We start from the raw sequence: 24,421 nt of genomic DNA on the forward strand, positions 1-24,421 counted from the left end.
CGCAGCAAAAAAGATTATTCTATAATCCGTAATGGATACTCTTATCCAGAGCAGGCGGAGGGACTGGCCCGATGAAGCCCGGCAACCGACCCGTTCGGTGCTAACCAGCAGAACAGTTTGTTCTGGCCGATAAGAGGTTAGGGAACGCATAGAAAAAGCACCTTTTCCTCACCAATGGAAAAGGTTTTTTTTTGAACGTCAAATAGAAACCTGCTTCGGCTACCACACTATTCGTATTGAAGATAAAAGGAGGTAGACTCATGGCACTGCAAAAAGGCCGCCGACTCTTCACTTCAGAATCCGTTACCGAAGGACATCCCGACAAGATCTGCGACCAGATTTCCGATGCTGTTCTGGACGCGATCCTGGCCAAGGATCCGAATGCACGGGTTGCCTGCGAAACATCCGTGACCACCGGTCTTGTACTGGTAGCAGGCGAGATTACCACCAGCACATATGTGGACATCCAGCGGCTGGTTCGCGACACCATTCGGGAAATCGGGTACGACCGGGCGAAATTCGGCTTCGATGCCGATACCTGCGGGGTGATCACCGCGATTGGGGAACAGTCTGCTGACATCGCCCTCGGGGTAGACAAGGCGTTGGAAGCCAAAGAAGGCAAAATGACCGATGAGGAGATTGAAGCGATCGGTGCCGGTGACCAAGGCTTGATGTTTGGCTTCGCCTGCAACGAGACGCCGGAGCTGATGCCGCTCCCGATCAGCATGGCGCACAAACTCGCGCGCCGCTTGGCTGAAGTGCGCAAAAACGGCACGCTCGACTACCTGCGTCCTGACGGCAAGACACAGGTAACCGTGGAGTACGAGGGTGACAAGCCGGTTCGGATCGATACCATCGTCATCTCCACCCAGCATGCGCCGGAAGTGACGCTTGACCAAATCAAGGCCGATTTGACCGAACACGTGATCAAGCCGGTGGTTCCGGCTCATTTCCTGGACGACCAAACCAAGTACTTCATCAACCCGACCGGCCGTTTCGTGATTGGCGGACCGCAGGGTGACGCCGGTTTGACCGGTCGGAAAATCATCGTGGACACCTACGGCGGGTACGCCCGCCACGGCGGCGGCGCCTTCTCCGGCAAGGATCCGACGAAAGTGGACCGTTCCGGTGCATACGCAGCCCGCTACGTCGCGAAAAATATCGTGGCTGCCGGACTGGCAGACAAGTGTGAAGTCCAGGTTGCGTACGCGATCGGTGTGGCCCAGCCGGTTTCCATCAGCGTGGATACATTCGGCACGGGCACCATTTCCGAAGAGCATCTGGTCACCCTGATCCGCAAGCATTTCGACCTTCGTCCGGCCGGCATCATCAAACAGCTTGACCTGCGCCGTCCGATTTACAAACAAACCGCGGCATATGGCCACTTTGGCCGCAATGACCTGAATGTGCCGTGGGAGCGTACGGATAAAGCGGAGGTTTTGAAACGGGACGCAGCGGAACTGACAAAATAAACCGATTGCCACATAGACGTGACAGTGCATGCTGTCACGTCTTTTTCGTTCTCTTTGCCTCTTTCCTGCACTAACAGAATTGCCAATTATTTTCATCATCATCTATAATTGATTGGTAAATTGGTGACATTTGCAAGAAATAACGAAACTTTTCCATTCCGGCTTGGGAGGAACCCGGCAGGCTACAGCGTTATATCGATTTACATTAGAAACGAACGATCCAACAAGAGAAAATTGATGGCGTGATGTATGGGAGTGGATGGAGAATGGCTGTTGACATCAAGGTTTACAAGCCCGAACGTTGTCCTGAATGCGGCTGTACCCGCCTGCACAAGGCTGAGAAGAGGGCGCAGCTGATACGCATCATTGAGAACGGAGAGTGGAACACCGTTGTCGTGACCAGACGCAGGTATCGTTGCAGTTCGTGCGACAAAAAGATATCGGACAGGCTGGATGAAGAGATCGCAAGAAGAAGTTTAATGGCCGCCAGAATGAAGCGTTCCGCCGGCAGCATGGAGAATACAATCGGAAACCTGCTTCGGAAGCTGAGGGTGGAAAAGAATTTGACGCAGCAGGATGTCGCAGCGGAGTTGAACATTTGCCGCGTCACCTATCGGGAGATTGAAAAGGGAAATCGACGGTTAACGGCCTCCTTGCGAAAGAAAATACTGGCGCTGTTTCACCTGTCGGAAGAAGAATGGCGAATCATCGCGACGGCGCGCGCTTCGAAAAGGAATACATAATCGGTTCAGACCCACCTGCGATCCTGGGAATCCGGGTGGGTATTTTGTTTGGCGAAATCCACCTGCGCTGGCATGACATGTATAAAGGAATCTCCTCACTTGTGTCGAAACAGTTGTTTGAAAGAAATCCCCCCATCTCCCGGGGCAACAACAGGCGCCGGTCGCCGCTGACGGAGGACGCTGCGTGCATAGAAGGATATCCTTTCTCACTACTTTTTTCCTAACCTTGGTGCTTGTCATCGGAGGGGGATTCCTGATATCCGTGGAAAATCAGGAAAATAATCGGCAGAGTCTGCAACAATTTACCCAAGGTACCACGTCTATGGAAACAAGGAGCCCCCGCATGACCCTGACGAGCAGCGCCGAAAAAGAGAATCTGCCCGTCACCAAACAATTCTGGTACCGTGACCAGGTGGTCGTTCTGACCTACCATCACATAACGGATAAACCCGGCCAACGGTTTGTGGTGAGTCCGAAACAGTTTGCGGAGCATATGGCTTTTCTCTACCAGCATGATTTTCATCCCATCTCGCTGGAAGAGTTTTTGCGGTTTGTCGACACCGGCGTGCTGACCAAGGAGAACGCCGTGTTGATCACCTTTGACGACGGTTATGAGAGTTATTATCAGGAAGCGTTTCCGATCTTGAAACAGTATGGGTTTCCCTCGGTCTCCTTTGTCATTGCGGGACGCCTCCGAGATACGGTGGACAGGAAGCGGGAGAATATGACGCCGCCGCTCACCTACTCGGAGATTGAAGAAATGACAGCATCCGGTTTGGTCGATGTGGCCTCCCATACCTACAGCCTCCATGAGCAGAAAGTCGTCAACGAGTGGGGGGAGGTTCGGCCGGAGACGGCGCCGGTCTACCTCGAAGATTTGCAGCGATTGGAGGAGGAGCAGGAATATCGGGATCGACTGTATGTGGATTTCCGGATGTCGCGCTCGGCGCTGTCAGACCTGGTTCATAAACCGGTCGACGCAATTTCGTTTCCGTTTGGTTATGCCAACGATATCGTGGTGGAAACGGCCAAACAGGCAGGCTACCGGTATGCATTCAGCACAAGGGCGGCGGTTGTGAAGGCGGGCGTAGATCCATACCGGATTCCGCGTTTTGACGTGGGGCTGCCGGAAGTGGACACGTCCAAGCTGCAGGAATTGTTCACCGGGTTGAAAACAAATTGAGGAGAGCTGTCATGTACAAGCAAATCGATGTGAGCCTGTTGGATGCTGTACTGAAAAAGACCATTCATACGGTTGAGATGAGCAAACAGCAAATCTTCGATATATCGGAAACAGCCCGGCGTGAGAGCAATTCCATGAAAGCGGAGATCGTGGAGCTGCGCCGTCAGATCGCAGAAGTGATCGAGAAAGTAGACATGCTTGAACTGCAATACCGTAAAGCGCGCAATCGCCTTGTTCATGTCAGCCGTAATTTTCACGCGCACACCGAGGACGATATCCGGCAGGCTTATGAGGAAGCCAATGTCCTCCAGGTGGAATTGTCCATCAACCGCGAGCGGGAGCGCAACCTGCGGCGCAGGCGCGACGAGCTGGAAATGCGGCTTCGGCAGATCGAAGAGACCATCAACAAAGCCGAGAGTTTAATGACGCAGATCGGAGTGGTGCTCGGGTACCTGAAGGGGGACTTGAGCAAGGTGGGGGAAGCGCTGGAGACGGCCAAACAGCACCAGTTGATGGGAATTCGGATCATCCAGGCCCAGGAAGAGGAACGGAAGCGGGTCGCCCGTGAGATTCACGACGGCCCTGCCCAATCCATGGCGAACGTCGTGCTGCGCACCGAGATTGTAGAAAAAATGTTGAAAAATGAACGGATCCTGGAAGCCCAAATGGAGCTGCACGAATTGAAAGAGATGGTGCGCTACAGCTTGGCGGATGTACGGCGCATCATCTTTGATCTGCGTCCGATGGCACTCGATGACCTCGGGCTGGTGCCGACGCTCCAGAAATATATCCAGACGTTTGAAGAGCGTACCAAGCTCACGGTTGATCTGGTGGTATTTGGAAAGGAGCAGCAATTGGACAGCTCAACCAAGGCGGCGTTGTTCCGATTGGTGCAGGAATGCCTGAACAATGTGGCGAAACATGCCAAAGCCAGGTTTGTCCAGGTCAAATTAGAGTTTCAGCAGAAAGTGCTGGTTTTGATCGTCAAAGATGACGGCGTCGGCTTCCGGATGGAAGAAAAGAAAGTAGGCGGCAATTCGTTTGGCATCATGGGGATGAAAGAGAGGACACAGCTTCTCGATGGGACGATGGAAATCAACTCTGCTCCCATGCAGGGAACCAAAGTGATGTTTCAGATTCCGCTGAAATCGGGAACATAGCGGGAAGAAGATATGACGCAGATGGAGGTATTCAATGGAGAAGCACAAGAATGAGATAAGCATTATCTTGATTGATGACCATCAATTGTTTCGCGATGGCGTGAAGCGTATTCTGGAGATGGAACCGGACTTCCGGGTGGTAGGAGAAGGATCGGACGGGGAGGATGCGGCACGCCTGGCCGAAGCTTATCAGCCCGACGTCATGTTGATGGATATCAACATGCCGAATATGAATGGGGTATCGGCCGCCGAGCATGTGATTGCCGTCAGCCCCAAAACGCGCGTGATCATCCTGTCGATTCACGATGATGAAGGCTATGTGTATCGCACGCTGCGGACGGGGGCATCCGGATACCTGCTGAAGGAGATGGGCACTACCGATCTCGTGGAAGCCGTGCGCGTGGTTGCCCGCGGTGGCGCTTACATTCATCCCAAGGTAACCGGCAAGCTGATCGAAGAGTTTCGCCGCCTGTCGGAACAGGAAGAATCCCATGACCGTTCGGAATCGTATGATGAATCCACTGCCGTCGATCCGCACCTGATCGAATCCCTGACCCGGCGGGAGCGGGAAGTTCTGCAGCTGATGGCGGAAGGCAAGAGCAACCGGGCGATCGGCGAATTTTTGTTCATCAGTGAAAAAACGGTCAAAAACCATGTGAGCAGCATTCTGCAAAAGCTGAATGTGCAGGATCGTACGCAGGCTGTTGTCATCTCCATCAAAAACGGCTGGGTGAAGCTGTAATACCGGAACCCTGACCGCCCTTCCCCGCATATTCTGTGAGGGGAGGGGATAGCCGTGATAGAGGATTTGCTGATATGGACGCTGGCGGCGTACGGTTGCGCCACTCTGTTGGCGACTTTGTTGAGCAGGTATGGCACGAATGCCGTCGCGCGCTCCGGTGAGCCGCTGATCCATTATCAACTGCTGCTTTACAATTCCGAGCAAGTCCTGGAGCGGGAAGTCCGCAGGATCTGGAACGCTTCGTTCTTTCGCGGAGAACCGGTTCAGATTTCGTTCGTCGATTTTGGGTCCACGGACGATACGCCAAGAATAAAGGCGATTTTTGAACGGAATTACCTCGATCGGCCTGAGGAGGATCAGGCGTACCAACAGATCGTTACCCTAGACCTGCGCAGGCCGGAAACATGGGAGAGCGTCAGATGAGCGCTCTTTTTTTCTTTCCACAGCCCTTTCATAGCGGCGCTTTGCGCTATTTTTTTGCATTGGCCTCTGTCTTTTCGCACACTAAGCAGTAAGAAAGCGAAAACGGGGGAAAGATGCATGCGGGAATATATCCTGTACCTCAAAGAAGAGAACAAGACCACCCAGGCATACATCACACCTTGCTTTGCGGTGGACAAGCTGTTTTGGGAGCAGCAGGATGGGCAGCGTCTGCACATCATTGGCAGGAGTCCCTCCTTGGCCATTGCCTTTATGCTGCGGGAAAAAATGAACGAGCATGCTGCGGAGGGACCCATCGATGAAGCGGCGCTTCGCCGCTTCCGGAAGCTGGCGGAATCTTGCGTACGCGAAACCAATCTCTTGTACGGTCGGGAGACGAAGGAGCCAAAAACCTGGTTTACCTTCTCGGCAGACGGGGGTTACGGGACGCCTGCTTCCAAAGAGATTGATATGATTCGTTCCCAAGCGGAGAAGCTTTCGGCGATGATCGCTGGCAGAGCTCTTCTGTGGGATGAGGTTGCACGATTGGGGGAACAGCGCGGGGAGGTGACGGTCGGCCTGGAAGAGCCCCTGCAGTGGCTGGTGCTGCAGAAACGGGCCGCCTGGCAGCCCGCCGTTTCACTCCGCTTGCGCAAAAGTTGGCTGCGGCACCGCTTGCAAGCCGCCTGCGAGCGCTGCGGAGAGCAGGCGGCCATCCTCTTCTCCTTCTGCCATCGATGCCGCCAGGGCTGTGCTTACTGCCCCACCTGCATCAACATGGGGCGCAGCAAATGCTGCACACCTTACATTTGCGTCTCCGGGGAGGTACGCTCCGGAGACAAGGTACGCCGCAGCGGGGTATTGGCGTGGAAGGGAGCGTTGACACCGCTGCAGGGGCAGGCCGCGGAGCGTGCCCGCGCCTTCGCGGCGTCTGAACGTCCGGGAGGTTCCTTTCTCTTGTGGGCTGTTTGCGGGGCGGGCAAGACGGAGCTGTTGTTTCCGGCGATCGCCCATACGCTGGAGGCCGGCAAGCAAGTGTTGATCGCAACACCGCGAAAAGACGTGGTGCTGGAGCTGGTTCCCCGTTTGCAGCAGGCTTTCCCGACCGTCCGCGTTCTTTCCGTTCATGGTGCCAGTACGGAGAAGTGGGAGGATGGGGACGTAATCGTGGCCACCACACACCAGGTGATGCGCTATTACCAGAAGTTCCCGCTGGTCGTCGTCGATGAAGCGGATGCGTTTCCGTTCCACGGGAATCGCATGCTGTACCGGGCGGTGCAACGAGCGGCAGCGCCAGGCGGCAAGCAGTTGTATCTGACCGCTACGCCGCCGCCTGTACTGCGCAAACGGCTTGCGGGGAGAACTTGCGGGGGTCCAATCCTCTCTTCTTCTACGCACGTGCTGCTGCCGCAGCGCTTCCATGGACATCCTCTCCCGGTTCCGGTGCGGATTAAGGTACCGCGTCTGTTTGACAAAATCAGACATGGTCGCCCCGTTCTCCCTCTGCTTAATCCGATCCGCGAATCCTTGCGGCGGGGGAAGCGGCTGTTTCTGTTTGTGCCGCGCATTGCGGATGTGCCGGTTGTCCACGCTTACCTGCGAAGGCAGCTTCCCGCCTGTGCGGACCGGATCGAAGGGGTGCATGCGGCAGATCCCGACCGCGAAGCGAAGGTTCTCCGGTTTCGGGAGCATCGGCTTGATCTGCTGGTGACGACAACCATCCTGGAGAGAGGGGTCACCATCCCGGACAGTGACGTGATCGTGCTGGGCGCTGACAATCCGGTGTTCGATCAAGCCTCGTTGGTGCAGATCGCCGGCAGGGTGGGACGCTCGGCAGCTTCTCCCGACGGGCTGGTGCTGTTTTTGCTGGAGAAAAAGACCCGGGCGGCGATTGCCGCGATTCGGGAAATCAAGCGCATGAACCGGCTCGCCCAATCACTCCGGAGAACAAGCGATGCGGGATAAGTGCTGCCTTTCCTGCGGCAGGAGCTGGCAGTCCAAGAGCCTCCTGCCGATCCAGCAGCAGCTTGCCCGGGCGCTTGCGGATGAAAACACCTATCCGGCTCTTTTCCGTTTGCTTGCCCGCATGCGGCTGTGCGCTGACTGTCTGGTCCGGCTTCCGCTGCTGGGTCCCCTTGTATGTCCGGGGTGCGGACGCGGCATGCCCTCCGGAGAAACATGTGCAGATTGCCGGCGTTATGCGGATGAACACCTGAAACAGAACCGCAGCCTGCTGTCCTACAATGATTGGGGGAGAAGCATGATCCGCCAGTTTAAATACCGGGGCGATGAACGGTTGGGGGACCTGTTTGCCGACCTGCTTGCGGTTGGCTACTATCGCCATTATCGGGGGATACGCTTTCAGCTGGTTACCCATGTGCCCCTGCATGAAGCGCGGATGCGTGACCGCGGCTTCGACCAAGCGGAGCGGATCGCCGTCCGTTTTTCGGAAATAACAGGCATCCCCTTTTTCCCTCTGCTGACGCGGATAAAAAATACCGATAAGTTAAGTAAGCAGGGTGGGCGGTTGGCCCGGTGGAAAAGCATGCAGGCCGCTTTTTCTCCCCGGGAACGGATGCCCGTTCCATATGGAAAAAGGCCGGAACATATCCTGCTCATCGACGATATTTACACAACCGGTTCTACCGTGCGTGCATGCGCGGCCGCCATCCACGGCATGCCGGAATTTGCACAAACCGCCATCAGCAGCTTGTCTATATTTCGATAGTGCCAGAGACACAAAATCGTGTATGATAAAAGAAAGCACATCTGGTACCAAAGGAGCTGTTATCATGAGCCTTGGGACTTTGGATAACTGCCCGCGCTGCGGCACCCTGTTCGTGCGGGGAGTGCGAGATGTATGCCCCAAATGCTATCAAGAGATAGAAAGAGAGTATGAAAAATGTTCGCAATACCTGCGCAAGCGTGAAAACCGCGGAGCCAATATCCAGCAGGTAAGCGAAGCGACAGGTGTTTCCATCAAGCAGATTACGAAGTTCATCAAGGAAGGTCGCATTTCCATCGCCAACCATCCCAACATGGGATACCCTTGTGAAGGCTGCGGCCTCCTGATTACCACGGGCCATCTGTGTGATTTGTGCGCCAAGGAATTAAACCGGGAAATCAGCCTGGATAACGAGCTGAAAGAGCGGCTGTCTGCAGAAGAACAGCGGCGCCGTGCAGAAAAAACGTATCGTGCGAGAACGGAAAAAGAAAACTAATCGTTTTTGAAAAAAATGCCGATGATAATACTGAGGATATTGTCATCGGCCTTTATTATTGGGTTTTTCGAGAGGGTGTAGAACATGCGTATCAATGAACCGAATCGCGCGGGGATGATCAACGCGTACAACAAGACGAACAAGTTGCAAGCGTCGAAGGAAGCCAAAATCAAATTGGGAAAAGACGAAGTGCAGATCTCGAGCGAGGCTCTTGAACTCTTGAAGCAGGTGGAAGACGCCGATCCCCGCGTGCGGAAAGAGAAAGTAAACGAGCTGCGGCAGCAGATCGAAAACGGAACCTACCACGTTCCGAGCGACAAAATCGCCGAGAAGTTCCTTTCCTTCTGGAAAAAGCCCTGAGGAAAGCCAGGTGATTTATCATGTCACGATTGACAGATCTGTATGAAACGCTGGATAACCTCATCCATCTGCATCAGGCGCTGTACACGCTGGCTGCGGAGAAGAAGCCGGTGTTGATCCGTGGTGATGCAGACGCCCTGACGCAAATTACCCATCAGGAACAGAAGCTGATCAAAGCGGTCCAAACTGCGGAAAACACCCGTATGGAACTGGTTCGGGAACTGATGGCGGAGAGGGGCGTCACGCTCCGGGAAGGAACGATCAGCGAGCTGATCCAATCGCTGACAAGCGCGGAAGAGAAAGTCCGCCTGGCGCGCTATCGCAATGATTTGCTGGAGATCGTAACCCGGCTCCGCGATGCCAATGATTTGAATCAGCAGCTGCTGGAGCAGTCCCTTTCCTTCGTGCAGATGAGTCTCGATCTGCTGACAGACCGGCCGGAAGAGGATTATGTCTACAAGCATCCCAAGGGGCTGACGGGCAATCCCTTCGCTGCCCGCTCGTTTATCAACCAAAAAGCGTAAAGAGGTGCTGATATGCGCTCCACATTCCATGGATTGGAAGTCGCGAAACGCGGGCTTTTTGCCCAGCAGTCCGCCCTGAATACCGTGAGCCACAACATTGCCAACGCCAACACCGAAGGATATACACGCCAGCGCGCCAACATGAAGACGACGACCGGCCTCCCGTATCCCGGCATGAACGCGGCCATTGAGCCGGGCATTCTCGGGACCGGGGTGCAGGTGACCGATCTGCAGCGCATCCGGGAAGATTTTTTGGATGTGCAGTATCGGAATGAGAACAAGAACCTTGGCTACTGGGAAGCACGCCAGGATGGGTTGGAAAAGATTGAAGTGATCCTGAATGAACCGTCGGACACAGGGCTGCAAAAAGTGATGGACCAGCTTTGGGAATCATGGCAGGATTTGTCAAAAAATCCGGAAAGCATGTCGACCCGCGCGGTGGTGCGGCAGCGTTCCATCGCCCTGGTGGAAACATTCTCGGCACTTACCACCTCGCTTGCGCAGCAGCAGGCCGATCTGGACAACGTCGTGGCAACCAAGGTGTTCGACATCAATTCGATTGCCAGACAAATCGCCGAACTGAACAATCAGATTGCCGAGCTTGTACCGCATGGCTATCAGCCGAACGATTTGTACGACCAGAGAGACTTGCTGCTGGACAAGCTTTCCAAGCTGGTCAGCGTAAGAACGACAACCGCCGAAAACGGGATGATCAACGTGACGGTGGATGGCAATGCGCTCGTTACCGGTCGCAATTCTGTTGAAATGGCCGTTGTCAAGAACGCGACAACAGGCTTGAACGACATCACGCTGGGAGGAGCACCCTTTATTCCGCAATCCGGCAGTTTGCTGGGGACCCTGGAAATGCGCGGCATCGCCCAGATTGACCCAACGACAGGAGCGACGGTGGTAACGGGGGCGATCCCCGATATGATGAAACGCCTCGATACATTGGCTGTCAATCTTGCGAAAGAAATCAACGATCTGCACCGCAGCGGATTAAACTTGTTTGACATCGCAAACCCGGGGAATCCTCCGCAGGATCTGCCTTTCTTTGTGGACGCTGATGCAGCTGCGGCTGATCCCAACACAAAGACGTACCCTACCAGCGCCGGAAAAATGATGGTAAATCCCGCAATCATGGCAAGTTTGAATGCGATTGCCGCTGCAAAGCCGGATTCATCTGGAAATGCCGCAGTAGGGGATAACCAAATTGCGCTGGACATCGCAGCCATCAAATATAAAACGCTGACCATTACGAATGGGACATCAGGCCAGCCGGAAACCACAACACTGGACGACTTTTACCGCTATACCATCGCGCAGCTCGGTGTGGACAGCCAGGAGGCAAAGCGGATGGAAAGCAATTCCGAGCTGATGGTAGGCCAAGTGGATACTCAGCGTCAATCCGTTTCGGGCGTTTCTCTGGATGAAGAGATGGCGGAATTGGTGAAATATCAGCACGCCTACAACGCATCTGCCAGGGTGATGACCAGCATGGACGAGATCCTGGATAAGATCATTAACGGCATGGGGAGAGTAGGCTTGTAAAGAGACTCTTTATGAACCCCTAAAGGAGTGAAGAAGCGTGTCGATTCGTGTCACCCAAACAATGCTGAACAACAACATGCTGCGCAATCTTTCCCGTTCCATGGGGAACATGGATAAATTGCAGGAACAACTGGCAAGCGGCCGCAGATTCTCCAAACCATCCGATGACCCGGTCGCTGCAACCCGCAGCTTGTTCTACCGTTCTTCCCTTGTTGAGAATGAGCAGTATCAACAAAACGCCAGCGAAGCCCAATCATGGCTGGAAATTACCGATAACTCCCTGGAGGAAGCGAATTCGATTCTGCAGCGTGTCCGGGAACTGGTGGTTCAATCCGGGGATGGTTCCTTGAGCAAGGATTCATTAACCGCAATGGCAAAGGAAATCAGGCAAATCAAGGATCATCTCGGGAATATCGCCAACCAGACGATCGGGTCCCGCTATATCTTCGCGGGGGCGGAGACTAATAAACCTCCCTACAATCAGGCGACGGGTGTGTTTGACAATACCAACAGCCAGGAGATTACCCTGGAATTAAGCGAACGGGTACTGGTTCCGATTAACATCAACCCGCAAGAGGTCTTCAATTACAGAGGACAAAGCGGGACCGGCGACAATATTTTTCAACTGCTTGACAAAATTGCAACGGATCTGGAAGCGGGAAACGACGCTACATCTTATCTGGGCAGCTTGGATCAGCAGCTTGACAATTTGCTGGCTCAGCGCGCTACCTTGGGCGCGAGAATGAATCGCATCGAGCTGGTCCAGGGCAGATTGCAGGACCAGGAGTTAAATGTGACGAAACTGATGTCTGCCAATGAGGATGCCGATGTGGCAGAGGTTATCACCAATCTGAAAACCCAGGAAAACGTCCAGCGGGCGGCACTTGGGGCAGGGGCGCGGATTATTCAGCCCAGTTTGTTGGATTTCCTCCGTTGAGTAAGCAGCAGAGAGGAGTGACCTGCCATGCGTCTTCCTCAAATACGCATACACCAGACCTATGCTCGCCTGGGGTTGGATATCCAAAAGCCCGTTCAGGAGATCCGGCAGCCGAGAGCGGAACTGAACATGATCCAAAAGCCGGCTGTTCTGGAGATTCACCAGCCACAAGGCGTGTTGACCATTGATACAAGTGAGGCCCAAGCAAACATCGATTTGCGCGGGCCTCTCCGCCGGACGCAGGATAACGCTGAATACGGGAAACGGATGTGGCTGGAGGCGATCGCGCAAATCAGTGAGGAAGGCGATCGCTTGGCGGCCATCGAGAACGGGGGGAACCCCATTGCGGATATAGCCTTTGAAAACAGCGTGATTTACGAAGGAAAAGAGATTTTGGCAGAAGGGTCGATCGTCGGGGATGGCGTTGAGCTTCATTACGAGGCAAAGAAACCCATCATCAACGTACATCTGGGCGGTGTTCACATGAATCCGGAGACCCACAAGGCGATCCACCAATATACACCTGGCAAAATGAGGGGATATATCCAGCAGTGGAACAGCTTGCAGATTGATGTGGTTGGCCTGCATGTCGATGAAAGGCTGTAGAGGAGGAGTAGCCATGACCGAACCGGTCGATCGTTTGAAGCCGTTGAAAGTATTCTTTGAAGAGGGCTTGCCGGGTTTCCATGAATATCATTTCTTTCAATTGCAGCAGCCGGAACCGGGAAGCCCTTATTTTGTGTTGACTTCTTTGGACAATCCGTCCATTGAACTGGGCGCGATAGACCCTTTCCATTTTTTTCCCTCTTACGAATTCACCTTGAGCGAGTACGATAAGGACAGAATGCGCATCGGGGAAGAATCCAGCATCATCATCGTCAATATCGTTACCCTGCACCCGGACGGTTTGGTGACGGTCAACTTAAAAGCGCCGGTGGTCATCAACCTGGAAAACCGGATGGCCAAGCAGATCATCCTCAATGAAGAGAAGTATCCAATCCGCCAGCCGCTTTTCACGGTTCAGTCCAAAGTGGCTCAAGAGTAGGTGAAGCCATGCTCGTATTATCCCGAAAAAAGAACGAGTCGATCATGATCGGTGACCAGATCGAAATCAAGATCGTCGCCATCGAAGGAGAATTGGTCCGCCTTGGCATCGATGCTCCCCGCTCCGTCCAGGTGCACCGCAAAGAGGTGTATGAACAGATCAAGGAAGAAAACCAAAGGGCTACCCAGCGGAAGATGGACTGGGCAGCGGTCAAACAGTGGATACCGGTAGAGAAGCAACAATCTGATGAGAGATAATCATCAGATTTTCTTTTTCGAAAAAGGAAAAAAACGCTAAACAAGTCGAAAAAACAGACCGATATATGTAATGTAAGGGGCAACCCAAGCGCGCGATTGGGCGACTCCCGAATAACAAATTAAACTGTCACACGGACGTGACAGGAACACTCAAGGAGGAATAGGAAATGATTATCAACCACAACGTAACCGCATTGAACACCTACAACAAGCTGACCATCAACAACAGCAACGTATCCAAGTCCATGGAGAAACTCTCCTCCGGTCTGCGCATCAACCGTGCTGGCGATGACGCGGCTGGTCTGGCGATCTCCGAAAAAATGCGTGCTCAAATCCGGGGGTTGGACCAAGCATCCCGCAACGCGCAGGACGGTATCTCCCTGATCCAAACGGCTGAGGGTGCGCTGCAAGAAACCCACGCCATTCTGCAGCGTATGCGCGAACTGGCTGTTCAAGCGGCCAACGGTACCTACACGACTACTGACCGTGCGAAACTGGGTGCGGAAGTCGTTCAACTGCAAAAAGAAATCAATCGTATCGCTTCTCAAACCGAGTTCAACACCAAAAAACTGCTGAATAGTGGCATCTCCGTTACTTTCCAAGTGGGTGCTAACTCTGGTCAAACCATCGGTCTTTCTCTCAATGCAATGCATTTGACGGGTTTGGGATTGCAATCTGGTTCACTGGGTTCTGTTTTCAGTACCGTAACGGGATTTGCTTCCATCATTGCAGATATTAATAGCGCCATAAACACCGTTTCCAATGAGCGTGCGAAGTTCGGTGCATACCAAAACCGTCTGGAGCACACCATCAACAACCTGAACACCTCTTCCGAGAACCTGACTGCTGCTGAATCCCGTATCCGTGACGTAGATATGGCGAAAGAAATGATGAAGTTCACGAAGGACAACATCCTTGCCCAAGCCGCTCAAGCAATGCTGGCTCAAGCCAACCAACAACCGCAAGGCGTATTGCAATTGCTCCGTTAATCGTATGCAGTATACACAAAAAGCCAACCTTTTTTGGTTGGCTTTTTTAAAGCATAAACAATAAATGGTGAGGAGATGTGGTGGGCGAAATGTCGGAAGTAATCCATGATTTGTTACAAAAAGACGTGGATGCCGTTTGCTACGCCTTTTATCGCTATGAGATTCAAAAGGGGCTGAAATCCCTGGATTCGTTTGTAGCCCAATTAGGAGCTTTTTTAGATCGGAACATGCTGAAAGAAGAGATTTTGCAGGAGATCAACCAGTTACTGCAAATGATTATGCACGCAGTGGAAAAAAAGGATTTTCTCATCGCCGCTGATCTGCTGAAGTATGAATTGCTTGACAGAATCAATCGTAGTTTCCAATTTGGAGTATAAAAGGAGATCTCGAAGATGTTTTTTCAAAGCAACAAGCAATATTTTACGGAATACAATCAGTGGCTTATTGAACAGATGGAAGAGATCCGTACCGATGATATCGAGACCGTTCGTATTGGAGAAGACATTGTATTCAAACTGAAAAGCGACGAGGGAGACGAATTTTATTCGGGGAGCATTTATGACCCGGTTTTTGAAGCGAAGCAATTTCTTGACGGCGTTAATTTTGATAACACGGCTTATGTATTGATGGGCATAGGCTCATCCGCGATTGTTAAACAAATTTTGGAAAACAAAACCGAGGCTGCTTGGTTATTAATTATAGAAAAAGACGTAAGATTGATAAAGAGATTTTTGGAAGAAGTGAATTTGGCTCCTTATCTGGAGGGGAAAATACAACGTATCATTATCCTTTCCGGCCTTATGGAAAATATTTCGGTTGTAATCAACACCTATTTAACATCCTTAATCGGTTATTACTTTCTGCAAACTGACATTTTGCGTACTTTTGCATCTTATCGATGTGATAAGGAGTTTTATGATGATATCACGCAAACGCTTATAAACCACCTCCGTACACATATGACATCGATGGGAAATTCTTTAGAGGATACCTTGATGGGAATGACCAATGAATTGAAAAATGTTCCGATTGCGCTAAAGTCCCGTCGATTAAAGGATTTAAAAGATGTATACAAAGGAAAACCAATTATTTGTGTTTCTTCGGGACCTTCCTTGGATAAGCAACTTCCCCTATTAAAGCAGGCAAAAGGAAAAGCACTTATCATCTGTGCTGAATCTGCGTTACGTGTATTATTGAAAAATGGCATAACCCCGGATATTGTGGGTATTCTGGAACGAGGAACAAATTCCTATGATATCAGTTTGGCTGGCATTGAAATTCCAGAAGATACAGCGTTGATGGGGTTGACGTTGATGGATCCTCGAATTCCTAGAGCCTGGAACCAATATGTGGTTCCTATCTTCAAAGAAAATATAGCCCATAGCAGACTGCTGAACAAATCGCTTGGTGACATGGGGGGCTTGTACAACGGGAATTCAGTTGCCCATCTTAACTATGCTCTCGCAAATTATTTGGGGGGATCTCCCATTGTCTTTATTGGACAGGATCTGGCTTATTCGGAAGAAGGGAGAACACACAGTAAAGATAGTTTTTATCTTGATCAATCTGATTTACATATATCGGAACAACAAAGAAACCAAATTCGTGCCAGCTTACAAGAGGACAATTCCTTCTTTAACAAAACGGTTTATCTGGATGGATACTACGGTGGAAAGGTAAAGTCTAAGGAACTGTGGCGTCAATTCCTTTATTGGATGGAGCACCTCATTTCCGTACTACCGAACCGACTTGTGATTAATTCGACCGAAGGAGGAGCCGATATCAAAGGGACGGTCAAAATGCCGTTTCTGGAGGTGCTGGAAACCTATTGTAAGGAACCAATTCCTTCTATACCGGAATTGTTTGCCGAGCTGCCCCCCATCCCTTCTGATGAGGAAATTACGAGAAGTGTAAAAGGGATGATCGATACGCTCAATCAGGAATTGGGTGAAATGGAGCGGGTTGCCCTATTCGCAGAAGAAATTCTTGAGTCGGGGCGCAAACTGCAAGAAGAATTAGCTGCCGAACAGTTTGAGTTTGTAGAGATGAAGGCAAGCCGCATATTCCGCAATGTCGAAAGTTTATTGATTCAAGTGCTGAAAAATCCGCTGCTAACCTTCTTTTACCGGCCGCTGTTGTCGAACTATCATGTAAAGATGAATCCGATATCGAGGGTATCGTCGATAGACCGTTTAAAGCAAATCCTGACCCACCAGTGTTATTTGCTGCAGCGCATGATACAAGGAAAAGTCGATGTGATGAACGTATATAAAAACGGGGTACGCGAAGCTGTAACCGAACTCGGACTTGATCCGGATGAGTTCTGTCTCGATCCGCAGCCCAGCTGGGAACTGCCGGAGTGGGATGAATATGAGGAGGCACATGCATGAATAACGAATTGATTCAAGAAACGTTGGAGAGCATGAGGGACTATGTGCCCAAATTGGTTGGAGCTTCAGAAAAGATTGCCCTCGACATCCAGTCCCAACAAGGCGGTTGGTTGGACACGATGCTGGCCTATTTGGAAGGGCTGGGCTGGTTGACATTGGCCGTCAGCGGCATTCAGCGTTTGGATCAGGCACTATTGAAGAACCTGAATATTGAAGCGTTGGCACCGCTTCTTGAACAAGTGAAAGAAGCGCTGGAACAAACGGATTATGTTTTGCTGTGCGATCTTCTCCAATATGAGATGAAGCCCCTGCTGGAATCATTTGAGGAGGAGCTGCGGAGGGTCAACCATTGAACTTGAAAGGGCATCTCATCCAGCGGCGGGGCTCCACATTCCCTGCCCCATCCCTGAAACTGGAAACGGCGAAAAATGGTGCATGGACCGCAGTGGGGCGTGAAGCCCATACCCATCCGTTTTATCTTCACAGCCGTTATGACCCGGTTACAGAGGCCGAACGTTTCATTGAGGGACAGCTTCGTTATATTGAAGAAGAACTTCCTGAAAAAGTGGTGATGTATGGGGCGGGATGCGGCCATCACATCAAAGCCTTGTTGAAGCATCCTGCTGCAGCGAACCTTCCGATCGAGGTTTGGGAAGCAAATGTTAACGGCTTCCTGGCCTTGGAGGAAGCGGGTGTCTATCAGCATATTTTCGAAGACCCACGTGTTACTTTTGTGATTGCCGATGATGTGCAGATCTACACAAGCCGGATGGAGGACTGGGGAAGCAGTGCTGTCCATTTCATCGTTCATGAGCCTTCCCTGCGGGCGATGCCTCCTTCCTTGGACCCGCTGAAACAGGTGCTGCAGGATTATCAAATCAAGAAAAACAGTGCAGTGGCTTTTCGCCATCTGTTGGATGCCAATTTTGCAGAAAACATGAAGTTTGCATGGCCGGGAATTGTACCTTTTCTTACACTCCCTTCTGTGCCCGTTCTTCTTATCAGCGCAGGTCCGTCCTTGCAATTTTCATTTGAACATTTGCATGTTGCGAAAGAGCATTGTTTGCTGGGTGCGGTAGGTTCGGCTGCGGCACCTTTGCACAGCAGGGGGATAACACCCGATTTTGTCGTGATGATTGATCCTCAGCCCAATATGCTTCGTCAATTGGAGGGCTGGCACGCAAAGGATATTCCGTTATTTTTCTTAAGCACGTTATTCTCCGATGTCGTTAAGGCGTATAGCGGCCCCAAATACATCCTTTTCCAGGAGGGGTATACCCCTGCTGAAGAAGAAGCTGCGAGGAGGGGGGAACCTCTTGTCAAAACAGGAGGGTCTGTGTCGACGACGTTGTTCTCACTCGCACGACTGTTTGGCCTCCAACCGATCTGTCTGGTTGGACAAGATTTGGCCTACACCCACAATGCAACCCATGTGGAGGGGTCCAACCAGCGGGTGGATTGGAGTCAGGAAGCAAAGGGAGAAACCGTGTTGTCTTTCGATCAAAAAGGAACCGTTGTCACATCCCGCAATTTGCTCTTGTATAAAAAATGGTTTGAGAAAGAAGCACGAAGCAGCGAGGATGTTTTCTATAATGCCACAGAGGGTGGCGCCTATATTGAAGGCTTTTCCCATGTCCGCCTGAAAGAGTTTATTGACATGGTCCGGACAATTGATGTATCGGAGGCGCGTGAACAGTTTCGCCAAATTGTACGATCCACCACCAGCTAGGAGTTGTTTCAGATGAACTACGAAGGCAAAAAGATCCTGATCATCGGTGGGACAGGCACGTTGGGCCAACATTTGACGCGGTACCTGTTGCGGGATAATCCCCGTGTCATTCGTATCCTCAGCCGGGATGAGTATAAACAATATGAGATGCAGCAGACATTTGCAGAATATGATCAGCAATTGCGCTTTTTGGTGGGCGATGTAAGAGATGGCCAACGCTTGAACCGTGCGATGGAAGATATCGACTATGTCTTTCATCTGGCAGCCATGAAGCATGTGCCGTTTTGTGAATATAATCCGTTTGAAGCCGTCCAGACCAATATCATAGGTACCCAAAACATGATCCAGGCCGCGATTCAAAACGGGGTAAAAAAGGTGTTGTTCACCTCGACGGATAAGGCGATTGCGCCGACAAATACATATGGGGCCTCGAAGCTGATGGCAGAGCGTCTCATCTCTGCCGCCCAATACCAAAAGGGTCCGAAACAGACTGTGTTCTCATCCGTGCGATTCGGCAACGTCATGGGTTCGCGGGGCTCGGTTATCCCGCTTTTCTGCAAACAGATCCAGGAGAAACGCATGGTTACGGTTACTGATCTAAACATGACTCGCTACATGATGACGATGACTCAGGCTGTGACATTAATGCTCAAGGCAAATGAGCTTTCACAGGGAGGGGAAGTGTTCGTCCTGAAGATGCCGACAATCTTGCTGAGTGATCTCGTGGATGTGGTCATTGAGGAAGTATGCCAGAAGTACGGTATACGGGATGAGATTCAAATCAAGGAAATCGGCCTGCGTCCCGGTGAAAAACGATACGAAGAACTAATGACAGAGGAAGAAAAACTGATCGCTTGGGAGCTTCCGGAAATGTTTATCATCCCCAGCGTCTTTACTGATAAGGAAGAACCGGCACTTTATCCCGATGCGGTCAAAATGGTGAACAGGGAAGTAAATTCTCATTCGGAAAAACCTATCGATCGGGAAACTTTGAGAAGATGGATTATGGAGGAACGTTTAATTTAAAAAGGGGAAGAAACCGATGCGCAATGTGGTGATCATTCAGGCTCGTATGGGCTCGACACGCCTTCCGGGTAAAGTGATGAAGATGCTTGCAGGCAAGACGGTACTGGAACATGTGGTCCAACGTACGTCGGCGATCCCGGGAATTGACGAAGTGGTGGTAGCAACGACTGTTCAGCCGGCTGACGATGTGATCGTGGAGGAGTCCCGCCGTCTTCAAGTTCCCTATTATCGGGGAAGCGAAGCTGACGTGCTCTCCCGTTACTATGAAGCGGCCGTGCAGGCAAAAGCGGATGTCATCATGCGCATTACCTCCGACTGCCCGTTGCTGGATCCGGAAGTGTCAGGAATGGTATTGCAGACGCTGCATGAGCATGCAGGGACAGACTACGCAAGTAATACGCTGGTACGCAGTTATCCGAGGGGGCTGGATACGGAGGTATTCACCTTGCAGGCGCTGGAAACAGCGTATCGGGAAGCGAATGAGCCACACCAACGCGAGCACGTCACCCCCTTCCTGTATGAAAATCCGAATCGGTTTACCTGCAGGTCGGTGAGGGGGGAAGTCGACTATTCCTATTATCGGTGGACACTGGATACGGTGGAAGATTGGGAATTAATCCAGCAGATCTATCAGGCGCTGTATCAGGATCAATGGTTTAGCTGGACAGAAGGGATAGCACTCATGCAGGCAAGACCTGATCTGCATTTAATTAACGGGCACGTGGAGCAAAAAAGTAAATGATTAGCAGAAAAATACCGATAACGTAATAGGAAGAATCGAGAGAGGTGACGATAATGCCAGTAAGGATCACCGGTTTGGGTTCGGGGTTGGACATTGATTCCCTCGTCAAGCAGCAGATGCAAATCAAGCGTATTCCCATTGATACGAAAAAACAAAAATTAACGTGGCTGACCTGGCAGCGTGATGCGTACCGTGATATGAACACGCAGGTTTCATCCTTTCTGACGGAAGCCCGCAAACTGACGCTGGAATCGACATTCCTGGCGAAGACGGCAAGCCTTTCCACGGATGATGCCCAGAAAGTAACAGTGAAGCCAAATCCGAGTGCAGTCAACGGCAACTTTACCCTGCAGGTGAAGCAGATCGCCAAAAACGCCATGATGGCGAGCAGCGCGGCTCTGGGGGTGGCATCCGATACCACCCAAGCGATTGCAACGGCTGATGTTACGCTTACGGTCACGGGGGAACTCGGTTCCAAGGCGATTTCCATTACAAACGGGGACAACATTAATCAGATTGTTTCCAAGATTAATGCGGAATCCGCCAATACCGGGGTGAAAGCATCGTACGATCAACTCTCGGACAAACTGATGCTCGTCAGTACGCAGACGGGTTTGGCTGCCAAAATTCAACTTGATTCGAATGACGTTAACTTTCTGGACAAACTGAAATTGGCTGCCCCGGGAGCGACAACAACCGGTACCGTTACCGGACAGGATGCCATCGTCAATTTCAATGGCATGGGAGATACGAGCGTACGCTCCAATACCTTTACCATGAACAACATAACCTTCACCCTGTTAAAGGATCCTGATTTGGCAGGGGATTCCGATTATACCATCAATGCCTCCATCACCTCGGATGTGGACAGTGTGGTTAATACGATCAAGGGTGTATTTGACAAATACAATGAACTGATCGCATCCATGAACAGTAAATTGAACGAGCCTCGTTACCGGGATTATCCTCCGCTCACCGATACACAGAAACAGGATATGAAAGACAGCGATATCGAACTATGGGAACAAAAAGCAAAGTCTGGCCTGCTGCGCGGTGACACTGTGATTCAGAGCGGATTGGACAAGATGCGACGCAATCTCGCCGATATTGTGTCTGGGATCGGTGCTGGTCAATTCGATTCCTTGGCGGATATCGGCATTACAACGGCACCTTCTGACGGAACCAATTCGTATGCGTATCAGGAAAACGGGAAAATATACATCGACGAAACAAAGCTGCGAAACGCTTTGGAAACGTCCCCTGAACAAGTTGCTACATTGTTCACCAAAGATGGCGCACGTGATGCGTCCGGCCGGTTGATCACAGGGCAGGATGCCGGGATTGGGACAAGATTGTTTGAAACGGTTAATTCCGACATTATCAAAGGTTTAACAGAGAAAACGCAGATCGTACCGACGAAAAGCTATCTCCAGCGTCAAATCGACGATTATACGAGCCAAATCGCGCGAGAGGAATACGATTTACCCGCTTATGAGCAGCAATTGTACAGCCAATATGCCAAACTGGAACAAGCGCTTAATCAGCTTAACTCCCAAGGAGCGTATCTCAGCTCATTTTTTCAAAAAGGGTAACGGAGGTACATTATGATTCAGTCATCAGCGCAAAACACCTATAAGAAAAATCAAGTGGGCACAGCAACTCCGGAAGATCTTACACTGATGCTGTACGATGGCGCTATCAAGTTTATCAAAAGAGCCAAACAAGCTATCGAGGAGAAACAATATAACAAGGCTCACGATCTAAACACGCGCGTCCAGGATATTTTAAGCGAGTTGATTATTACGCTTGACCGAAAATATCCAATTGCTGAACAAATGCTCCTCCTATATGATTACATGAAACGCCGCATGATTGAGGCAAACGTAAAGAAAGACATTGCCATTCTGGATGAAGTCGAAGGATTTTTTGTGGAGTTCCGTGATACATGGAAACAAGCTATGATCCTTGCACGCAGTCAGCAAAACTAGGGAGGTTGGCATGAAGATCGGAGTGGAAGCCCTTTTTCAACAACTGATGGAGTGTACGGATGCTCTGATCGAAGCGTGCCAGCGTCCAGTATCGGAAGAAACGGAAGAGGATGGGATCGGTGTCATCCTTGAAAAACGCGAACGACTGCTGCATGAGTTAGGCGATCATTTGGCGCAGGAAACGGACCCCGACAAATATGTCGGATTGTTTGAGAAATGCAAACAAAAGGAAGAGATGGCAGGGCAGCTTCTTGCAAAAGCGATGGATCATCTGTCCCAAAAAATCCGCGATACAAGGCATAGCCGATCAGTCAGCACGAATTACAATGCTTACACGCGAATCATGCCGTATGGTGCCTTTATCGACCAAAAAAAATAAATCAGGGAAAACCAAAAGGAAAGGAGGATCGCAATGGAAATCAAGGGAGCAACCTCGGTAAAAGTCGACAATGCAGAGACTGCTCTCGTATCAGAGCAACGAACGGGTAATCGCCAGCAGGAAGAGGGGAGCGAAGCCGTTCAACCGGAGAAGACTTACAGTAAAGAGGAAATTGCCAAAGAGCTTCAGCATTTGAACAAATGGTTGGAGTCCAAAAGTTCTCATCTTAAGTTTGTGCTGCACGATGAGCTAAACAAATATTATGTGCAAGTGATTGACGATAACACCAATGAGGTGATCAAAGAGATCCCTTCCAAGAAAATAATGGATATTATAGCAAATTTTTATGAAAAATTAGGTTTAATTGTTGATAAGAAGGTATAGTTCTTTCCCCCGGGCAGGGGGTTTTCTTCTCTTCAATATTGACGATGAAAAGGCGGGATAGGTATTCCTCATGTCATCATTCGAACAGATGCGTCGGTGCTCATGGGCAGCGGGCATGTTATGAGATGTTTGACACTGGCGAAAGGCATGAAGTCTATTGGGTGGCAGGTTTCATTTGTATGTCGTGATTTTCCAGGCAATTTGGTGGAGTTGATAAGAAACGAAGGTCTTTCTGTTTATATGCTGCCGAGTCCTGAAGGAGATGCAAAAATCGAGCAAACGATGAATCCTGCAACTTGGCTTGGGACGGATTGGCAATTGGATGCCCAACAAACCATAGATGTGATTACTCAATTACCTCACTCCGTAGATTGGCTCATTGTCGATCATTATGCTATAGATGAAAAATGGGAAACGAAGGTTTCGACAGTTGTAAATAGGATATTGGTGATCGATGATTTGGCAAATCGTAAGCATCATTGCAACATTCTGCTTGATCAAAACCTCATTGCTGACATGAAGGAGCGTTATGTAGGAAAAATTAACAAGGATGCAAAATTGCTTCTTGGACCGGATTACGCCTTATTACGATCAGAATTTCGATTATTACGTGAAAAAATTCCCCAAAAGAAATTTGACCCGAAGAGGATATTGCTTTTTTTTGGAGGTAGTGATCCCTCCAATCAAACGATGAAGGCGCTGGAAGCATTGATGACAATCAAAGATCCGCCTCTTTTGGTCGATGTGGTGGTTGGAAAAGGGAATCCAAACATACAGACCCTTCAACTGTTATGTGCACAGCATGAGTGTTTTAGACTTCATGTGCAAACGTCTAAGATGGCGGAGCTATTGCTGAACACTGGATTTGTTATTGGTGCCGGTGGTACGCATACATGGGAAAGATGCTGCTTGGGCGTTCCTTCAATCATTATCGCTGTAGCAGATAACCAAATACCAACGTCAACAGAGGTTCATAATCGTGGAATCGCTTTGTATCTAGGGGAGGCTTCGGATGTATCTCCTCATCAGATTGCAGAAGCAGTTAAGATTTTTTTGTCGAACCCAGAGATCATGATGAATATGGTCACCAAGTGCCTTGCCACAGTAGACGGTTGTGGAGTCGAACGAGTAATTGAAGCAATCGTAAACTATGGGCTAAAATCAGCGTAATAGGAGGAA

At 50.7% G+C, this 24,421-nt stretch carries 28 protein-coding genes and 1 riboswitch; all 28 genes read left to right on the plus strand.

Translation table 11 applies throughout. The annotated features are described in order from the left end of the window. The first annotated feature begins 38 nt into the window (after nucleotides 1-38). Nucleotides 39-136, plus strand: a riboswitch (SAM riboswitch). Between the two features lie 124 nt (nucleotides 137-260). Next, nucleotides 261-1,472: a methionine adenosyltransferase gene (metK, locus tag G3578_RS10680; RefSeq protein WP_165212448.1), complete on the plus strand. Its 1,212-nt coding sequence runs from the start codon at nucleotides 261-263 to the stop codon at nucleotides 1,470-1,472. Between the two features lie 266 nt (nucleotides 1,473-1,738). Next, entirely contained in the window at nucleotides 1,739-2,215 is a 477-nt protein-coding gene (locus tag G3578_RS10685; protein ID WP_165212450.1) for a helix-turn-helix domain-containing protein, read from the plus strand. Between the two features lie 343 nt (nucleotides 2,216-2,558). Next, entirely contained in the window at nucleotides 2,559-3,398 is an 840-nt protein-coding gene (locus G3578_RS10690; RefSeq protein ID WP_241254568.1) for a polysaccharide deacetylase family protein, read from the plus strand. Nucleotides 3,399-3,409: 11 nt separating this feature from the next. Next, nucleotides 3,410-4,558 carry a sensor histidine kinase gene (locus G3578_RS10695; protein WP_165212454.1) on the plus strand — a complete coding sequence of 383 codons (1,149 nt, stop codon included), beginning with the start codon at nucleotides 3,410-3,412 and terminating at the stop codon, nucleotides 4,556-4,558. Between the two features lie 34 nt (nucleotides 4,559-4,592). After that, nucleotides 4,593-5,300 (plus strand): response regulator, encoded by a 708-nt coding sequence (locus G3578_RS10700; RefSeq protein ID WP_165212456.1) that lies wholly within the window; start codon nucleotides 4,593-4,595, stop codon nucleotides 5,298-5,300. A gap of 54 nt (nucleotides 5,301-5,354) precedes the next feature. Next, nucleotides 5,355-5,723 (plus strand): glycosyltransferase family protein, encoded by a 369-nt coding sequence (locus G3578_RS10705; RefSeq protein WP_165212458.1) that lies wholly within the window; start codon nucleotides 5,355-5,357, stop codon nucleotides 5,721-5,723. Between the two features lie 117 nt (nucleotides 5,724-5,840). Further along, nucleotides 5,841-7,685 (plus strand): ATP-dependent helicase ComFA, encoded by a 1,845-nt coding sequence (locus tag G3578_RS10710; RefSeq protein ID WP_165212460.1) that lies wholly within the window; start codon nucleotides 5,841-5,843, stop codon nucleotides 7,683-7,685. After that, nucleotides 7,675-8,448 (plus strand): ComF family protein, encoded by a 774-nt coding sequence (locus tag G3578_RS10715; RefSeq protein ID WP_165212462.1) that lies wholly within the window; start codon nucleotides 7,675-7,677, stop codon nucleotides 8,446-8,448. The genes G3578_RS10710 and G3578_RS10715 overlap by 11 nt, the downstream gene beginning before the upstream one ends. Nucleotides 8,449-8,512: 64 nt before the next feature. Continuing rightward, entirely contained in the window at nucleotides 8,513-8,941 is a 429-nt protein-coding gene (locus G3578_RS10720; RefSeq protein WP_165212464.1) for a TIGR03826 family flagellar region protein, read from the plus strand. A gap of 84 nt (nucleotides 8,942-9,025) precedes the next feature. Beyond that, nucleotides 9,026-9,301: a flagellar biosynthesis anti-sigma factor FlgM gene (flgM, locus tag G3578_RS10725; protein WP_165212466.1), complete on the plus strand. Its 276-nt coding sequence runs from the start codon at nucleotides 9,026-9,028 to the stop codon at nucleotides 9,299-9,301. Nucleotides 9,302-9,321: 20 nt separating this feature from the next. Continuing rightward, entirely contained in the window at nucleotides 9,322-9,825 is a 504-nt protein-coding gene (locus G3578_RS10730) for a flagellar protein FlgN (protein ID WP_241254569.1), read from the plus strand. Between the two features lie 12 nt (nucleotides 9,826-9,837). Continuing rightward, the gene (gene flgK, locus G3578_RS10735; RefSeq protein ID WP_165212468.1) at nucleotides 9,838-11,376 is read left to right on the plus strand and encodes a flagellar hook-associated protein FlgK; all 1,539 of its coding nucleotides are present in this window, start codon (nucleotides 9,838-9,840) and stop codon (nucleotides 11,374-11,376) included. 37 nt (nucleotides 11,377-11,413) lie between these two features. Continuing rightward, entirely contained in the window at nucleotides 11,414-12,313 is a 900-nt protein-coding gene (gene flgL, locus G3578_RS10740) for a flagellar hook-associated protein FlgL (RefSeq protein WP_165212470.1), read from the plus strand. 27 nt (nucleotides 12,314-12,340) lie between these two features. Then, entirely contained in the window at nucleotides 12,341-12,919 is a 579-nt protein-coding gene (locus tag G3578_RS10745; RefSeq protein ID WP_165212472.1) for a DUF6470 family protein, read from the plus strand. Nucleotides 12,920-12,932: 13 nt separating this feature from the next. Continuing rightward, complete coding sequence (gene fliW, locus G3578_RS10750; RefSeq protein ID WP_165212474.1) at nucleotides 12,933-13,358, plus strand: flagellar assembly protein FliW; 426 nt, start codon at nucleotides 12,933-12,935, stop codon at nucleotides 13,356-13,358. Nucleotides 13,359-13,366: 8 nt separating this feature from the next. Further along, nucleotides 13,367-13,615 (plus strand): carbon storage regulator CsrA, encoded by a 249-nt coding sequence (gene csrA, locus G3578_RS10755; protein WP_165212476.1) that lies wholly within the window; start codon nucleotides 13,367-13,369, stop codon nucleotides 13,613-13,615. A 167-nt stretch (nucleotides 13,616-13,782) separates the two neighbouring features. Next, on the plus strand, nucleotides 13,783-14,604 hold the full coding sequence (hag, locus tag G3578_RS10760; RefSeq protein WP_165212487.1) for a flagellin Hag: 822 nt from the start codon (nucleotides 13,783-13,785) through the stop codon (nucleotides 14,602-14,604). Nucleotides 14,605-14,693: 89 nt separating this feature from the next. Then, the gene (locus G3578_RS10765; RefSeq protein WP_206529618.1) at nucleotides 14,694-14,981 is read left to right on the plus strand and encodes a hypothetical protein; all 288 of its coding nucleotides are present in this window, start codon (nucleotides 14,694-14,696) and stop codon (nucleotides 14,979-14,981) included. Nucleotides 14,982-14,996: 15 nt separating this feature from the next. Beyond that, on the plus strand, nucleotides 14,997-16,994 hold the full coding sequence (locus G3578_RS10770; RefSeq protein ID WP_165212491.1) for a motility associated factor glycosyltransferase family protein: 1,998 nt from the start codon (nucleotides 14,997-14,999) through the stop codon (nucleotides 16,992-16,994). Next, complete coding sequence (locus tag G3578_RS10775; protein ID WP_165212493.1) at nucleotides 16,991-17,347, plus strand: hypothetical protein; 357 nt, start codon at nucleotides 16,991-16,993, stop codon at nucleotides 17,345-17,347. The genes G3578_RS10770 and G3578_RS10775 overlap by 4 nt, the downstream gene beginning before the upstream one ends. Beyond that, nucleotides 17,344-18,723, plus strand: coding sequence for a motility associated factor glycosyltransferase family protein (locus G3578_RS10780; RefSeq protein ID WP_165212495.1), 1,380 nt, complete (start codon nucleotides 17,344-17,346; stop codon nucleotides 18,721-18,723). Before G3578_RS10775 ends, G3578_RS10780 begins: the two co-directional genes overlap by 4 nt. A 12-nt stretch (nucleotides 18,724-18,735) precedes the next feature. Then, the gene (locus tag G3578_RS10785; protein WP_165212497.1) at nucleotides 18,736-19,749 is read left to right on the plus strand and encodes an SDR family NAD(P)-dependent oxidoreductase; all 1,014 of its coding nucleotides are present in this window, start codon (nucleotides 18,736-18,738) and stop codon (nucleotides 19,747-19,749) included. A gap of 16 nt (nucleotides 19,750-19,765) precedes the next feature. Further along, on the plus strand, nucleotides 19,766-20,491 hold the full coding sequence (locus tag G3578_RS10790; RefSeq protein ID WP_165212499.1) for a cytidylyltransferase domain-containing protein: 726 nt from the start codon (nucleotides 19,766-19,768) through the stop codon (nucleotides 20,489-20,491). Between the two features lie 53 nt (nucleotides 20,492-20,544). Continuing rightward, nucleotides 20,545-22,083, plus strand: a complete 1,539-nt coding sequence (gene fliD / locus G3578_RS10795; RefSeq protein ID WP_165212501.1) for a flagellar filament capping protein FliD — start codon at nucleotides 20,545-20,547, stop codon at nucleotides 22,081-22,083. A gap of 12 nt (nucleotides 22,084-22,095) precedes the next feature. Next, nucleotides 22,096-22,479 carry a flagellar export chaperone FliS gene (gene fliS, locus G3578_RS10800; protein ID WP_165212503.1) on the plus strand — a complete coding sequence of 128 codons (384 nt, stop codon included), beginning with the start codon at nucleotides 22,096-22,098 and terminating at the stop codon, nucleotides 22,477-22,479. A 22-nt stretch (nucleotides 22,480-22,501) separates the two neighbouring features. Continuing rightward, nucleotides 22,502-22,858 (plus strand): hypothetical protein, encoded by a 357-nt coding sequence (locus G3578_RS10805; protein WP_165212505.1) that lies wholly within the window; start codon nucleotides 22,502-22,504, stop codon nucleotides 22,856-22,858. Between the two features lie 33 nt (nucleotides 22,859-22,891). After that, a complete protein-coding gene (flaG, locus tag G3578_RS10810) occupies nucleotides 22,892-23,242 on the plus strand; it encodes a flagellar protein FlaG (RefSeq protein WP_165212507.1) in 351 nt (116 codons plus the stop codon). A gap of 78 nt (nucleotides 23,243-23,320) precedes the next feature. Next, nucleotides 23,321-24,412 carry a UDP-2,4-diacetamido-2,4,6-trideoxy-beta-L-altropyranose hydrolase gene (gene pseG, locus G3578_RS10815; RefSeq protein ID WP_346774000.1) on the plus strand — a complete coding sequence of 364 codons (1,092 nt, stop codon included), beginning with the start codon at nucleotides 23,321-23,323 and terminating at the stop codon, nucleotides 24,410-24,412. The last annotated feature ends 9 nt before the right edge of the window (nucleotides 24,413-24,421 follow it).

Origin of the sequence: Brevibacillus sp. SYP-B805 (assembly GCF_011059135.1) — a bacterium.
GTDB lineage: Bacteria > Bacillota > Bacilli > Brevibacillales > Brevibacillaceae > Brevibacillus_F.